At 72.1% G+C, this 14,292-nt stretch carries 11 protein-coding genes; 8 read left to right on the top strand and 3 right to left on the bottom strand.

Annotated elements, in window-relative coordinates; all coding sequences use genetic code 11:
- Positions 1–164: 164 nt before the first annotated feature.
- The 4 genes from A4V12_RS24015 to A4V12_RS24000 are packed head-to-tail and all read left to right on the top strand — an operon-like array spanning position 165 to position 4,609.
- Positions 165–2,717 (top strand): sensor histidine kinase, encoded by a 2,553-nt coding sequence (locus tag A4V12_RS24015; protein ID WP_064071480.1) that lies wholly within the window; start codon positions 165–167, stop codon positions 2,715–2,717.
- Positions 2,714–3,400, top strand: a complete 687-nt coding sequence (locus A4V12_RS24010; protein WP_064071479.1) for a response regulator — start codon at positions 2,714–2,716, stop codon at positions 3,398–3,400. The genes A4V12_RS24015 and A4V12_RS24010 overlap by 4 nt, the downstream gene beginning before the upstream one ends.
- 33 nt (positions 3,401–3,433) lie before the next feature.
- Positions 3,434–3,832: an OB-fold nucleic acid binding domain-containing protein gene (locus A4V12_RS24005; protein ID WP_079137291.1), complete on the top strand. Its 399-nt coding sequence runs from the start codon at positions 3,434–3,436 to the stop codon at positions 3,830–3,832.
- A gap of 3 nt (positions 3,833–3,835) precedes the next feature.
- Positions 3,836–4,609: a DUF3159 domain-containing protein gene (locus A4V12_RS24000; RefSeq protein ID WP_064071477.1), complete on the top strand. Its 774-nt coding sequence runs from the start codon at positions 3,836–3,838 to the stop codon at positions 4,607–4,609.
- Between the two features lie 230 nt (positions 4,610–4,839).
- On the opposite strand, the gene A4V12_RS23995 is transcribed toward A4V12_RS24000, so the two are convergent.
- Positions 4,840–5,517: a potassium channel family protein gene (locus tag A4V12_RS23995; protein WP_064071476.1), complete on the bottom strand. Its 678-nt coding sequence runs from the start codon at positions 5,515–5,517 to the stop codon at positions 4,840–4,842.
- On the bottom strand, positions 5,517–6,185 hold the full coding sequence (locus A4V12_RS23990; RefSeq protein ID WP_064071475.1) for a potassium channel family protein: 669 nt from the start codon (positions 6,183–6,185) through the stop codon (positions 5,517–5,519). Before A4V12_RS23990 ends, A4V12_RS23995 begins: the two co-directional genes overlap by 1 nt.
- A gap of 416 nt (positions 6,186–6,601) precedes the next feature.
- On the opposite strand from A4V12_RS23990, the gene A4V12_RS23985 reads away from it, so the two are divergent.
- Together A4V12_RS23985 and A4V12_RS23980 are read left to right on the top strand one after the other, a co-directional pair.
- The gene (locus A4V12_RS23985; RefSeq protein WP_064071474.1) at positions 6,602–8,650 is read left to right on the top strand and encodes an APC family permease; all 2,049 of its coding nucleotides are present in this window, start codon (positions 6,602–6,604) and stop codon (positions 8,648–8,650) included.
- 69 nt (positions 8,651–8,719) lie between these two features.
- A complete protein-coding gene (locus A4V12_RS23980) occupies positions 8,720–10,045 on the top strand; it encodes a class I SAM-dependent RNA methyltransferase (protein WP_064071473.1) in 1,326 nt (441 codons plus the stop codon).
- Between the two features lie 89 nt (positions 10,046–10,134).
- Here A4V12_RS23980 and A4V12_RS23975 read toward each other — a convergent pair whose 3' ends face one another.
- A complete protein-coding gene (locus A4V12_RS23975) occupies positions 10,135–11,322 on the bottom strand; it encodes a helix-turn-helix domain-containing protein (protein ID WP_064071472.1) in 1,188 nt (395 codons plus the stop codon).
- Between the two features lie 124 nt (positions 11,323–11,446).
- Here A4V12_RS23975 and A4V12_RS23970 point away from each other — a divergent pair, with 124 nt between their 5' ends.
- A complete protein-coding gene (locus tag A4V12_RS23970) occupies positions 11,447–12,049 on the top strand; it encodes a toll/interleukin-1 receptor domain-containing protein (RefSeq protein WP_079137290.1) in 603 nt (200 codons plus the stop codon).
- Between the two features lie 10 nt (positions 12,050–12,059).
- Positions 12,060–14,285 (top strand): PQQ-binding-like beta-propeller repeat protein, encoded by a 2,226-nt coding sequence (locus A4V12_RS23965; RefSeq protein WP_064071471.1) that lies wholly within the window; start codon positions 12,060–12,062, stop codon positions 14,283–14,285.
- Positions 14,286–14,292 lie beyond the last annotated feature (7 nt).

The raw sequence follows: 14,292 nt of genomic DNA, 5'->3' as shown, positions 1-14,292 counted from the left end.
GAGCGGGCACGGCCCGGGCGGAACCAGGGGCTCCGGCCCCCGGTCCGGCGCATCAGAATCCCGTCAAGAGGTCCGGGAAGCGACCTCCCCGTCCCATTTGCCGCAGGGCCTGGTCGTAAGGTCTACGCACACGCAGGCGAACGACACACAGCGACAATGAGGCCATGGGACGCGGCAAGCTTCGGATCTACCTCGGTGCGGCACCGGGCGTCGGCAAGACGTACGCGATGCTCTCCGAGGCGCACCGCCGCGTCGAGCGCGGCACCGACTGCGCCGTCGCCTGCGTCGAGCACTACGACCGTCCCCGCACGGAGGCGGTGCTCCACGGCCTCGAACAGATACCCCGCAAGGACCTCACCCACCAGGGTGCCGTCGTCGCCGAGATGGACGTGGACGCGGTCCTGGAGCGGCGGCCCGCCGTCGCCCTCGTCGACGAGCTCGCCCACACCAACGCCCCCGGCGCGCGCAACGCCAAGCGCTGGCAGGACGTCGAGGAACTGCTCGCCGCCGGCATCGACGTCATCTCCACCGTCAACATCCAGCACCTGGAGTCGCTCGGCGACGTCGTGGAGTCCATAACCGGCGTACGCCAGCGGGAGACCGTCCCCGACGAGGTCGTCCGGCGCGCCGACCAGATCGAACTGGTCGACATGTCGCCCCAGGCGCTCCGCCGCCGCATGGCCCACGGCAACATCTACAAGCCGGACAAGGTCGACGCGGCCCTCTCCAACTACTTCCGCCCCGGCAACCTCACCGCCCTGCGCGAGCTGGCCCTCCTCTGGACCGCCGACCGGGTCGACGAGTACCTCCAGCAGTACCGGGGCGAGCACAACATCCGCACCACCTGGCAGGCCCGCGAGCGCATCATCGTCGGCCTCACCGGCGGGCCCGAGGGCCGCACCCTGATACGCCGTGCCGCCCGGATGGCGGCCAAGGGCTCCGGCAGCGAGATCCTCGCCGTCTACATCGCCCGCAGCGACGGCCTGACGTCCGCGTCCCCCAAGGAGCTGGCCGTCCAGCGCACCCTCGTCGAGGACCTCGGCGGCTCCTTCCACCACGTCATAGGCGACGACGTCCCCTCGGCGCTGCTGGAGTTCGCCCGCGGGGTCAACGCCACGCAGATCGTGCTCGGCTCCAGCCGCCGCAAGACCTGGCAGTACGTCTTCGGCCCCGGTGTCGGCGCCACCGTCGCCCGCGACTCCGGCCCCGACCTGGACGTCCACATCGTCACCCACGAGGAGGTCGCCCGCGGACGCGGGCTGCCCGGCGCGCGCGGCGCCCGCCTCGGCCGCTCCCGGATCATCTGGGGCTGGGTGACCGGCGTCGCCGGCCCCGCGCTCCTCGCCCTGCTGCTCACCCACATCGACGCGGACCCCGGGCTCGCCAACGACATGCTGCTGTTCCTGTCCCTGACCGTGGCGTCCGCGCTGCTCGGGGGCCTGGCGCCGTCCCTGGCGTCCGCAGCGTTCGGCTCCCTGCTCCTCAACTGGTTCTTCGCCCCGCCGCTGTACCGGTTCACCATCGCCGACCCCAGGAACATCGTCGCGATCGCCGTCTTCTTCGGCGTCGCCGTCTCGGTCGCCTCCGTCGTGGACCTCGCCGCCCGCCGCACCCACCAGGCGGCACGGCTGCGTGCCGAGTCCGAGGTGCTGTCCTTCCTGGCCGGCAGCGTGCTGCGCGGCGAGACCGCCCTCGACGCCCTGCTCGAACGGGTCCGCGAGACGTTCTCCATGGAATCGGTCGCCCTGCTGGAGCGCGAGAGCGACGTCGAACCGTGGACCCGCGCCGGCAGCGTCGGCCGCCGGCCCGTCGCCCGTCCCGAGGACGCGGACGTCGACATGCCCGTGGGCGACCACATGGCGCTCGCCCTCTCGGGCCGCGTCCTGCCCGCCGAGGACCGCCGGGTGCTGGGGGCCTTCGCCGCCCAGGCCGCCGTCGTGCTCGACCGGCAGCGGCTGGTCGGCGAGGCCGAGGAGGCCCGCAAGCTCGCCGAGGGCAACAAGATCCGTACATCGCTCCTGGCGGCCGTCAGCCACGACCTCCGCACCCCGCTCGCGGGCATCAAGGCGGCCGTCTCGTCGCTGCGGTCCGACGACGTCGAGTGGTCCGAGGAGGACCGCGCCGAACTCCTCGAAGGCATCGAGGCGGGCGCCGACCGGCTCGACCACCTGGTGGGCAACCTCCTGGACATGTCCCGCCTCCAGACCGGCACGGTGACGCCCCTGATCCGGGCCATCGACCTCGACGAGGTGGTCCCCATGGCGCTCGGCGGCGTCCCCGACGGCAGCGCCGAACTGGACATCCCCGAGAGCCTGCCGATGGTCGAGGTCGACAAGGGCCTGCTGGAACGGGCCGTCGCCAACGTCGTCGAGAACGCCGTCAAGTACAGCCCCGACGCAGCGCCCGTCCTGGTGTCCGCCAGCGCGATGGCCGACCGCGTCGAGCTGCGGGTGGTGGACCGCGGCACCGGCGTGCCCGACGAGGCCAAGGACCGGATCTTCGCCCCGTTCCAGCGCCACGGCGACGCGCCGCGCGGCGCGGGGGTGGGCCTCGGCCTCGCCGTCGCGCGCGGATTCGTCGAGGCGATGGGCGGCACCATCACGGCCGAGGACACGCCCGGCGGCGGCCTCACCATGGTCCTCACGCTCAAGGCGGCGGCCGCCCCGGCCGCCACCATCCCCCAAGTCCCCCCGCTGGAGAAAGCAGGCCCCTCATGACGCGGGTGCTCGTGGTCGACGACGAGCCGCAGATCGTACGCGCCCTCGTGATCAACCTGAAGGCACGGAAGTACGAGGTCGACGCCGCGCCCGACGGCGCCACCGCGCTGGAACTGGCCGCCGGCCGCCACCCCGACGTCGTCATCCTCGATCTCGGCCTGCCCGACATGGACGGCGTCGAGGTGATCAGGGGGCTGCGCGGCTGGACCCGCGTGCCCATCCTGGTGCTCTCCGCCCGCCAGACCTCCGACGAGAAGGTCGAGGCCCTGGACGCGGGCGCCGACGACTACGTCACCAAGCCCTTCGGCATGGACGAGCTGCTGGCCCGGCTGCGCGCCGCTGTGCGCCGGGCCGAACCGGTGGGCCACGGCGACGGCGGCACGGTCGTCGTCGAGACCGCCGGCTTCACCGTCGACCTCGCGGCGAAGAAGGTGCAGCGCGACGGGCGGGACGTACGGCTCACCCCCACCGAGTGGCACCTGCTGGAGGTGCTCGTCCGCAACGGCGGCCGGCTCGTCAGCCAGAAACAGCTGCTCCAGGAGGTGTGGGGGCCGTCGTACGGCACCGAGACGAACTACCTGCGGGTCTACATGGCGCAGCTGCGGCGCAAGCTGGAGGCGGACCCGTCGCACCCCGAGCACTTCATCACCGAGCCCGGCATGGGGTACCGGTTCGAGCGCTGATTTCCCGGCAGTGAGGGCCGGTACGCTTTCTGTATGAGTGCTGCACCGCGAACCGAGAAGCAGTCCGGCCGTTTCCGCCGGATGCTCGGCCGGCTTTCGAGCTCCCAGGGTGAGCTCGAGTCGGAGGAGCTCCGGGAGGACACGCAGGCTTCGGGGTGCATCCGTATCTCGGACTGCGACGACCGGCAGATCGTCAAGGTGACTGGTACCTTGCGGACGGTCACTCTGCGCCCGCGGGCCGGTGTGCCCGCCCTGGAGGCGGAACTCTTCGACGGCACGGCCCCGCTGGACGTGGTGTGGCTGGGCCGGCGCTCCATCGTGGGCATAGAACCGGGCCGCAAGCTCATCGCCTCCGGCCGGATCTCCATGAGCCACGGTCGCAGGGTCCTCTTCAACCCCAAATACGAACTCCGACCGCTCGGACAGGAGTAGCCGGTGACGTCAGTCGACAAGCCGACCACCACCGATCAGGACGCCCCCGCGGGCGCGCACGACTCGAAGGCCGTGACGGAAGCGGCACTGTTCGACGCCTTCGGCGGCGTACGCGGCATGGTGGAGACCGTCCTCCCCGGTCTGCTCTTCGTCACGATCTACACGATCAACAAGGACCTGCACCTGTCGGCCATCGCCGCGCTGGGTGTCTCCCTGCTGCTCGTCGCGGTCCGCCTCATCCGCCGCGACACCGTGAAGCACGCCTTCAGCGGTGTCTTCGGCGTCGCGTTCGGCGTGGTCTTCGCGATGATGACCGGCAACGCCAAGGACTTCTACCTGCCGGGCATGCTCTACACGCTGGGCCTGGCGATCGCGTACATCGCGACCACCATCGCCGGTGTGCCGCTGATCGGCCTGATGCTCGGCCCGGTCTTCAAGGAGAACCTCTCCTGGCGCACCCGCAACCCCGGCCGCAAGAAGGCGTACGCCAAGGCCAGCTGGGCGTGGGGCCTGATCCTGCTCGCCAAGTGCGCGATCCTCTTCCCGCTGTACTGGTGGGCCGACACCACCCAGCTCGGCTGGGTGCTGGTCGCCCTCAAGATCCCGCCGTTCCTGCTCGCGGTCTACCTGACGTGGGTGTTCCTCGCGAAGGCGCCGCCGCCGATCGACGTGTTCGCGGAGATGGAGGCGGAGGAGCGCGCCGAGGAGGAACGCAAGGCCGCCGCCGCCCGCGCGGCCGCCGACCCGCAGCCCCGCCCCCACCACGGCGAAGCCTGACGGCACCCGCCGCCCCTGCCCGGCCCGCCGGCCGCGGTGCCGGTACCGGCGGGCGGCGCCCCGCACGCCGGTACGCGCCCGAGGCGGGCCACCCGCCCAGTGCGGGCACGGCCGGCGGCGCACCGCCCGCCCGGCGCCCCCGCGACGTACCGGACCCGCGCCTCCCGCCCGCACACGCGAAGGGCCCGGAACCGTCACCGGTTACGGGCCCTTCGGGTGTGGACGACGGGTCAGCCCGTGGCGTCCTCGCGGCGTACGGAGAGCAGGTCCTCCAGCTGCTCCTCGCGGGCCTGGGCCGCGACGAAGAGGAGCTCGTCGCCGGCCTCCAGGGTCTCCTCCGGGCCCGGCGTCAGGACGCGCGAGCCGCGGATGATCGTCACCAGCGAGGTGTCCTGCGGCCACTCCACGTCGCCCACCGACGTACCGGCGACCGCCGACTCCGGCGGGAGCGTCAGCTCGACGAGGTTCGCGTCGCCGTGGCTGAAGCGCAGCAGCCGGACCAGGTCGCCGACGCTCACCGCCTCCTCCACCAGCGCCGACATCAGGCGCGGCGTGGAGACCGCGACGTCGACGCCCCAGGACTCGTTGAACAGCCACTCGTTCTTCGGGTTGTTCACCCGGGCGACGACCCGGGGGACCCCGTACTCGGTCTTGGCGAGCAGCGAGACGACGAGGTTCACCTTGTCGTCGCCGGTCGCCGCGATGACGACGTTGCAGCGCTGGAGCGCGGCCTCGTCCAGCGAGGTGATCTCGCACGCGTCGGCCAGCAGCCACTCCGCCTGCGGCACCCGCTCCACCGAGATCGCGGTCGGCGCCTTGTCGATGAGGAGCACCTCGTGCCCGTTCTCCAGCAGCTCGCCCGCGATGGAACGGCCCACCGCGCCGGCGCCCGCAATAGCGACCCGCATCAGTGACCGCCCTCCTCAGGGCCTTCGGCGAACGCCGCCTCGACCTTCTCGATCTCGTCCGTCCGCATCATCACGTGCACCAGGTCGCCCTCCTGCAACACCGTCTGCGACGTCGGCAGGACCGCCTCGCCGAGCCGGGTGAGGAAGGCGACGCGCACGCCGGTCTCCTCCTGCAGCCGGCTGACCTTGTGCCCGATCCACGAGGGGGACGTGTGGACCTCGGCGAGCTGCACCCCGCCGCTCGGGTCCCGCCACAGCGGCTCCGCGCCGGAGGGCAGCAGCCGCCGCAGCATCTGGTCGGCGGTCCAGCGCACGGTGGCGACCGTCGGAATGCCCAGCCGCTGGTACACCTCGGCCCGCCGGGGGTCGTAGATGCGGGCGGCGACGTTCTCGATGCCGAACATCTCACGGGCGACCCGCGCCGCGATGATGTTCGAGTTGTCACCGCTGCTGACCGCGGCGAACGCCCCGGCCTCCTCGATGCCCGCCTCGCGCAGGGTGTCCTGGTCGAACCCGACACCGGTGACGCGCCGCCCGCCGAAGCCGGAACCGAGGCGTCGGAAAGCCGTCGGGTCCTGGTCGACCACGGCGACCGTGTGGCCCTGCTGTTCCAGGGTCTGCGCGAGTGCGGCTCCCACTCGCCCGCAGCCCATGATGACGATGTGCACGTCTGCTTACCCCGCACTCCTGGTCATCTTGCTGACCTGCGAAAACACCCTGCTCACTCTTCTCTCTCAGCCTGCGTGCGGTGTTGCCCGAAGACGAGCTTATGCCGCCACCGCGCTGTTGCCCTCATCCGAGGCGGCCGACGCGTCCTCCGGCTCCTTTAGGCCACCCACCGGTACGGAACCCTCCACAAGGACGCGGCCCGCGCCCGCCCGGTTGCCGCCACGACCGGAGAACGAACCGCAGCTGAACGGGCCCCGTGTACGCCACCGGAACCCCGCGTGAACGGGCGGTACGGGCGGATCGGTGGCGCGTCTCACAGCGTTTCGCGCCGTCCGCGTTAAGGGAGTGCAAGTTTCTGCGGGATCCAGGGGTGGTGGGTGGGCGGTGCTCATTTCAAGCGCTTACGATCCTCTGCGTGTCCAAACTGACCGACGTGCCCAAACGGATCCTGATCGGCCGGGCGCTGCGCAGCGACAGGCTGGGAGAAACCCTTCTCCCCAAACGCATCGCGCTCCCCGTCTTCGCATCCGACCCGCTTTCCTCGGTGGCGTACGCACCGGGAGAAGTCCTGCTGGTCCTCTCCATCGCGGGTGTGTCGGCATACCACTTCAGCCCCTGGATCGCGGTCGCCGTCGTGGTCCTGATGTTCACGGTCGTCGCCTCCTACCGGCAGAACGTCCACGCCTATCCCAGCGGCGGCGGGGACTACGAGGTCGCCAACACCAACCTCGGCCCGAAGGCCGGCCTCACCGTCGCCAGCGCCCTCCTCGTCGACTACGTGCTCACCGTGGCCGTATCCATCTCCTCCGGAGTGGAGAACCTCGGCTCGGCCATTCCCTTCGTCGTCGAGCACAAGGTCCTCTCCGCCATAGTGATAATCCTTCTCCTCACCCTCATGAACCTCCGGGGTGTGAAGGAATCGGGGAAGCTGTTCGCGATTCCCACGTATGTGTTCGTCGTCGGCGTCTTCATCATGATCGCTTGGGGCGCGTTCAAGGGAATCGTCCTCGACGAGACCATGAAGGCACCGACCGCCGACTTCGAGATCCGGCCCGAACACGAGGGCCTCGCCGGATTCGCCCTCGTCTTCCTGCTGCTGCGGGCCTTCTCCTCCGGCTGCGCCGCCCTCACCGGCGTCGAGGCGATCAGCAACGGCGTCCCCGCCTTCCGCAAGCCCAAGAGCAGGAACGCCGCCTCCACCCTCGCCCTCATGGGCGGCCTCGCCGTCACCATGTTCTGCGGCATCATCGGCCTGGCCATGGCCACCGACGTCAAGATGGCCGAGCAGCCGGCGCACGACCTGATCCGCGACGGCGTGCCCGTCGGCGAGGAGTACGTCCAGAACCCGGTGATCTCGCAGGTCGCGGCCGCCGTCTTCGGCGACGGCACGTTCTTCTTCATCCTGCTCGCCGCGGCCACCGCGCTCGTCCTGTTCCTCGCGGCGAACACCGCGTACAACGGCTTCCCGCTCCTCGGCTCGATCCTCGCCCAGGACCGCTACCTGCCGCGCCAGCTGCACACCCGCGGCGACCGGCTCGCCTTCTCCAACGGCATCGTGCTCCTCGCCGGCGCCGCCATGCTCCTGGTGTGGCTGTACGGGGCGGACTCCACCAAGCTGATCCAGCTGTACATCGTGGGCGTGTTCGTCTCCTTCACCCTCAGCCAGACCGGCATGGTGCGGCACTGGAACCGCCACCTGCGGACCGAGCACGACCCCGCCCGCCGGCGCCGCATGATCCGCTCCCGCGCGATCAACACCTTCGGCGCGTTCTTCACCGGCCTCGTCCTGGTCGTCGTCCTCGCGACGAAGTTCACCCACGGCGCCTGGGTCGCCCTGCTGGGCATGGTCATCTTCTACGGGACGATGACCGCGATCCGTAAGCACTACGACCGGGTGGCCGACGAGATCGCCGCGCCCGACGAGCCGAGCGACGACACCGTGCGGCCGTCCCGCGTCCACTCCATCGTCCTGGTCTCCAAGGTCCACCGGCCCACACTGCGGGCCGTCGCCTACGCCCGGCTGATGCGCTCCGACAAGCTGGAGGCGCTCAGCATCAACGTCGACCCGGCCGAGACCAAGGCGCTCAAGGAGGAGTGGGAACGGCGCGGCATCAACGTCCCGCTGAAGATCCTCGACTCCCCGTACCGGGAGGTCACCCGCCCGGTCATCGAGTACGTCAAGAACATCCGCCGCGAGAGCCCGCGCGACGCCGTCAGCGTGATCATCCCGGAGTACGTGGTCGGCCACTGGTACGAGCACCTGCTGCACAACCAGAGCGCCCTGCGCCTCAAGGGCCGCCTCCTGTTCACCCCGGGCGTGATGGTCACCTCCGTGCCGTACCAGCTCCAGTCCTCCGAGCTCGCGAAGAAGCGGGCGAAGAAGCGCCAGGAGTGGACTGCGCCCGGTTCGGTGCGCCGCGGCCCCGCCGTGGAGCGCCCCAAGGACCCGACGGCGAAGAGCTGACCCCGCGGGCACGTAGACTGGAGGGCTGCCGCCGCCTGGCAGCCCCCTAGCCCTTGGAGTCACCCCCACATGCAGAACGCACCCGAGTCCTCCCTCGTCGGGGTCGAGTACGAGGTCGAGGTCGGCCCCGTCGCGCATGGCGGCCACTGCATCGCCCGCACCGGCGAGGGCCGCGTCCTGTTCGTCCGGCACGCGCTGCCCGGCGAGAAGGTCGTCGTGCGCGTCACGGAGGGCAACGAGGACTCCCGCTTCCTGCGCGCGGACGCCGTGCGCGTCCTGGAGGCCTCCAAGGACCGGGTCGAGGCGCCCTGCCCGTACGCCGGCCCCGGCAAGTGCGGCGGCTGCGACTGGCAGCACGCCAAGCCCGGTGCCCAGCGCCGGCTGAAGGGCGAGGTCGTCGCCGAGCAGCTCCAGCGGCTCGCCGGCCTGACGCCCGAGGAGGCCGGCTGGGACGGCACGGTCATGCCGGCCGAGGGCGACAAGGTCCCGGCCGGCGAGGTCCCCGCCTGGCGCACCCGCGTCCAGTACGCCGTGGACGCCGACGGCCACGCCGGGCTGCGCAAGCACCGCTCGCACGACGTCCAGCCGATCGACCGCTGCCTGATCGCCGCGCCGGGCGTCAGCGAACTGGGCATCGAGCAGCGCGACTGGTCGGGCATGGAGTCGGTGGACGCGATCGCCGCGAGCGGTTCGCAGGACCGCCAGGTCGTCCTCACGCCCCGCCCGGGAGCACGCCTGCCCCTGGTGGAGCTGAACCGGCCGGTCTCCGTGCTGCGGGTCGCCGAGGACGGGGGAGTGCACCGCGTGCACGGCCGCCCGTTCGTACGGGAGCGCGCCGACGACCGCACCTACCGCGTCGGCAACGGCGGCTTCTGGCAGGTCCACCCGCAGGCCGCCGACACCCTGGTGCGCGCCGTGATGCAGGGCCTCCTGCCCCGCAAGGGCGACACCGCCCTGGACCTCTACTGCGGCGCGGGCCTCTTCGCGGGCGCGCTCGCCGACCGGGTGGGCGACAAGGGCGCGGTCCTCGGCATCGAGTCGGGCAAGCGCGCGGTGGAGGACGCCCGCCACAACCTGGAGCACTTCGACCGCGTCCGCATCGAGCAGGGCAAGGTCGAGCAGGCCCTCCCGCGCACGGGCATCACCGAGGTCGACCTCGTCGTCCTGGACCCCCCGCGGGCGGGCGCCGGCAAGCAGACCGTCAAGCACCTGGCCGGCCTGGGTGCGCGGAGGATCGCGTACGTCGCCTGCGACCCGGCCGCCCTGGCCCGTGACATCGCGTACTTCGCGGAGGTGGGCTACCGGGTGCGCACGCTGCGGGCGTTCGACCTGTTCCCGATGACCCACCACGTGGAGTGCGTGGCGATTCTGGAGCCTGCGGCAAAGGGTGCCTGACCTGCTGTTCTTCTGATCGCCTGGCCGCGGGCGGGCCGCGCCGGCGTGGGTCCGCCGACCCGTCGCCCCGGCAGGGCGCCTCGTGACCGTCAGCCGGCCGCGAGGGCGGCCGAGGCTTCGATGAGGGCGAGTTGGCCCCGGGCGGGTCGCCGGGCGCGGGCGTGCTCGACGAAACGGGCCAGCTCCGCGCGGGTGGTGGCCGAGTCGATGCGTCTGATCACGGGCAGCGCGGCCTCGACGACCTGGCAGGCGTCGTCGAGGCGGCCGGCGCCGGCGAGGGCCGTCGCCTGGCGAATCGCGAAGCGGGCCCGGGAGTTGCCGTCCGCCGGGGCGGCCGCCCGGAGTTCGGTGGCGAAGAGGTCGGCGGCCGGCTCGAAGCGGTGGAGGCCGAGCAGGCAGGAGGCCTCGATGAGGCGGGAGTTGCCGTTCTCGATGCGCGGGCCCCACGGAGGGGTCCGGTCGCCGACGGCCTCGGCGGCGTGGATCGTGAACCGCTCCAGCGCCTCCCGGCAGGCCCCCGCGTCGCCACGGCGCGCATGCCCCTGGGCCGCGCGTCGTGCGGCGTGCGCGCGGATCACCGGGGTGGCCGCCGGGTGCCCGGCCGCCTGGTCGGCGAAACGGATCACCGCACCGGTGTCACCGCGGTGCTGGGCGATGAACGCCTTGCGGACCAGGGCGTACGCGGCCACCGTTTCGTCCCCGCCGTGCGCGCCCCAGCGGACAGCGAGGCTCGTCCAGCGCAGTGCCTCCGCGGGATTTCCCGCCTCTTGCGCCATCCACCCCGTGTATTCGGCGAACCTCGATGCCAGCAGCCAGATCTCGGCACGCTGCTCGCCGACGGCGTGCGAACCGGCGTCCGTGAGGATCCGCGTGATCGACTTCATCGAAGCGGTGACGAACGTCGGCCCGGTCGATCTGCCGATGTCCTTCAACTCCCGCAGGACCCGCTCGTATCCGGCGACCACGGGGCCCGCCTCCACGACGGCCTCGGCGCGGGCGCCGCGACGGCCGGCCCCGGCCAGCTCGACGAGTTCCCCGCCGGTGCCGAAGGCCGCGTCGCACGCCGCCGCCACGGCGGGCGTCGGGTTGCGCAGCCCGCTCTCCAGATTGCAGATCTGCCCTTCGGACACGTTCGCGCGCCGGGCCACCTCGCGCACGCTCCAGCCCCGGCGTGCCCGGAGCGTGGCCAGGACGACGCCGAAGTCGCCCGGTGGCAGACGGGTGCCGGCCGATGCCCCTGCCGGGACCGTCCCTGCCGCGTCCTCCACCGGGTCCATACCAGTCAGCGTACGGAGCCGCGCGGCCGCTATTCAATCCCCGGCGAATAGCCACCGGGCGCGTACGCCACCCCTAGGGTGAACACGATTCCTGACGGCAATACCTGCCGGAGAGGGGGCAATTGTGCCGCGTATCTTCCTCAGCTTCCGCAAACCGGACTCCCGGTGGATGCGAGACCGCGTCTACCGCGCGCTGTCCGACCGCCTGGGTGCCGACGAGGTCTTCAAGTCGGGCCGGTCGATTCCGCCCGGGGCCGATTTCGCCGGGATCCTGCGGCGGCAGGCCGCCGAGTGCGAGCTCATGTGCGTACTGATCGGGCCGGGCTGGCTCGACGCCCGGGGCGAGGACGGCGGGCGGCTCCTTGACCGGGATCACGACTGGGTCCGCGTGGAGATCGCGACGGCTCTGCGGGCGGGAAACCGCGTCGTCCCGGTCCTCCTGGGGGACGCGACGATGCTGCCGGACGCCTCCGCGCTGCCGGCCGAGATCGCGGAGCTGGCGGGCCTTCAGTTCCTCCGCGTCCCGGAAACCCATCTGCCGGACGGGCTCGCGCACTTGGTCGACGCGGTGACCACTCTGCTGCCCGGTGCCGGTGCGCCCGTCGAACCCGGGCACGGCACGGCGCCGGCCGCGGATGCCGTGCCGCCGACGACCATGACGGCCCATGTGTCCGGCGGGGGCAGCGCCTACCAGGCGGCCCGGGACCAGACGATCAGGCTGGCGTGAGGGGCGGACGATGGATCATCCCGGAGCAGGCGGTACGCATCGGATCGGGCCCTACACGCTGCTCGGAAGGCAGAGCACGGTCGGCGGGAGTGAAGTCTTCGGGGCCCGCACGGACGACGGGCTGCTCGTCACGGTCACCGTCGTGGGACCCGGACTCGCCGCGGAGCCGGGCTTCCGGGACCGGTTCCGGGCCGGCGTCGAGGCGGCACGGACGCTGTCCGGTCCCTTCCTCGCACCGGTGCTGGATGCCGACGCAGACGCGCCGGTTCCCTGGCTGGCGACCGGGTTCACCGCCGGACTGCCGCTCCGGCGGGCGGTGGACCGGCACGGTCCGCTGCCCGAACCGGCTCTGCGGGTGCTCGCCGACGGCCTCGCCCGGGCGCTGGCCGCACTCCACGCGGCCGGGCGGGTCCACGGCGGGCTGGGCCCGGACTCGGTCATGCTGACCATGGACGGGCCCCGTGTCATCGCCCTGGGACTCACGGGACCCACCGGCGGTCCGGCGCCCGCACCGACGGACGACATGTTCGACCTCGGGTCGACCGTGCTGTACGCGGCTTCCGGGGGCGAGCCGGACACAGGCGCCCTCCCCGGGTCGCTCCGCGACGTGATCGGCGGCTGCCTGTACCCGGACCCGCCGGACCGTCCCACCGCCGAGCAACTCGTCGAGTACCTGAGGCGTCAGGACCTTCCGGCCCCCGCGGGCTGTTGGCTGCCGCCGGCGGTGACCGCCGACATGGCCGCCGCGACCGCGGCCCTGGGATCGGCGTCCGCCGGGGCCGGATGCCGGGGCACGGTGTTACGCCCGCCGCCGGTGCACGCCGCCGGCGCGGGTGTCAGCCGCCGGAAGCTGCTCATGGGTCTGGCCGGGGGCGCGGCGGTACTCGGCGGGACCGCGGCGGCACTCGCCTTCACCGGCGACCCGTCGCCGACACCCGGCGGCCGGGCCGGCGGGCCCGGACCCACCGCACGGCCGGCCACTCCGCCGGGCGTGCGCTCCCCGGCCTCCTCCGCGTCGCCGTCCCCGACGGACGGACCGGAAGCGCTCGTGCTGGCCGGACCCGACGCCGTCAAGGCATGGTCGAGCGTCGGGAAACACGCCCCCACCTGCCTGGAAGCCTCCGGCACGGTGGTCATGGTGGTCACGGACACCGCCACGTCCTTCCTGGACGCCGCGACCGGGAAATCCAGGTTCCCCGGGCTCAACACGGTCAACGAATACGGCACGACCAGCTTCAAGTACCCGACGGCGTACGCGGACGGAGTGTTCTACCTGCTCTGCGACACCCCCGATCAGTCGGGCCTGCTGGCGGCGTTCGACGCCGCCAGTGGGAAGGCGAAGTGGGCGACCAGGATGGCCGAGGTCGAATCCGGCGGGGGCAAGCCCACCGCGATGTACCGGAGCACCTATGTGGCCGTCGCGGGGAACACGGTGTACGTGTGCGGGACGATGGGCGTGTTGGACGGGTCGTACTCGTCCACGTCCCCGACCACCGGTTACATCCGTGCGTTCAGCGCCGCGACCGGCAAGGGACTGTGGCGGGTCAAGGGCACCGACATCAACAACGTGCTGGTGCCACCCACCGGGTCTCGCCTGCTGGCCACCTCGGCCGTACCGGCGAGCAGGCCCGGCCGCGTCCAGATGATCGACGCCGGAAGGAGAGGCGCCCGCGGCTGGAAGGTGTCCGTCCCGTACGGCGGGTTCTACTTCACCACCGGCTGGCCGCTGACGTGCTACGCCGCCGGGCTGTTCCTGTTCGCCGGCGGCGACGGCGACACGCTGTTCGCCGTCGACGCGGCCACGGGCAGCGAGAAGTGGCATCAGCGCTTCGAGTCGAGGAGCGGGGACCGGGTCCGGATCGGCGCCCCGTTCGCCGGCCTCGACGGTGCGACCGTCTACGTACCCGTCGGCAGCGACCTGGCCGCCCTGGCCACCGCCGACGGTACGCCCCGATGGGTCGCGAGGCTCGACGGGGCGAGCGAGACGGGCGGTTCCAACATGTTCAACGCCTCCCTCAGGATCTCCGGCAAGAGCGCGCAGTGTTCGGCCGACACCGTCTTCGCCACCGACAGCGCCAAGACGCTGTGGGCCATCGACGCGGCCACCGGCAGGGCCCGGTGGAGATACAGCGACCCCGGGCAGCCGGACGTGGGGTTCCTGTGGACGGTGGGCGGCGACCGCGTGTTCGTCGCCTCCCACCTGACGATGACCGCGATCGCGGCCCACGCACGGTAAGGAACGG

This window comes from Streptomyces noursei (genome assembly GCF_001646665.1).
In the GTDB taxonomy this organism is placed as follows: Bacteria; Actinomycetota; Actinomycetes; order Streptomycetales; family Streptomycetaceae; genus Streptomyces; species Streptomyces lavendulocolor.
Note: the sequence above shows the minus strand (reverse complement) of the source record. Positions and strands in the feature narration are given on the sequence as shown.

Bases quoted from the DNA above. Each gene is read 5' to 3' on its own strand.
- A4V12_RS24015 (WP_064071480.1), top strand. From the start codon at position 165: ATGGGACGCGGCAAGCTTCGGATCTACCTCGGTGCGGCACCGGGCGTC.
- A4V12_RS24010 (WP_064071479.1), top strand. From the start codon at position 2,714: ATGACGCGGGTGCTCGTGGTCGACGACGAGCCGCAGATCGTACGCGCC.
- A4V12_RS24005 (WP_079137291.1), top strand. From the start codon at position 3,434: ATGAGTGCTGCACCGCGAACCGAGAAGCAGTCCGGCCGTTTCCGCCGG.
- A4V12_RS23995 (WP_064071476.1), bottom strand. From the start codon at position 5,517: ATGCGGGTCGCTATTGCGGGCGCCGGCGCGGTGGGCCGTTCCATCGCG.
- A4V12_RS23980 (WP_064071473.1), top strand. From the start codon at position 8,720: ATGCAGAACGCACCCGAGTCCTCCCTCGTCGGGGTCGAGTACGAGGTC.
- A4V12_RS23975 (WP_064071472.1), bottom strand. From the start codon at position 11,322: ATGGACCCGGTGGAGGACGCGGCAGGGACGGTCCCGGCAGGGGCATCG.
- A4V12_RS23965 (WP_064071471.1), top strand. From the start codon at position 12,060: ATGGATCATCCCGGAGCAGGCGGTACGCATCGGATCGGGCCCTACACG.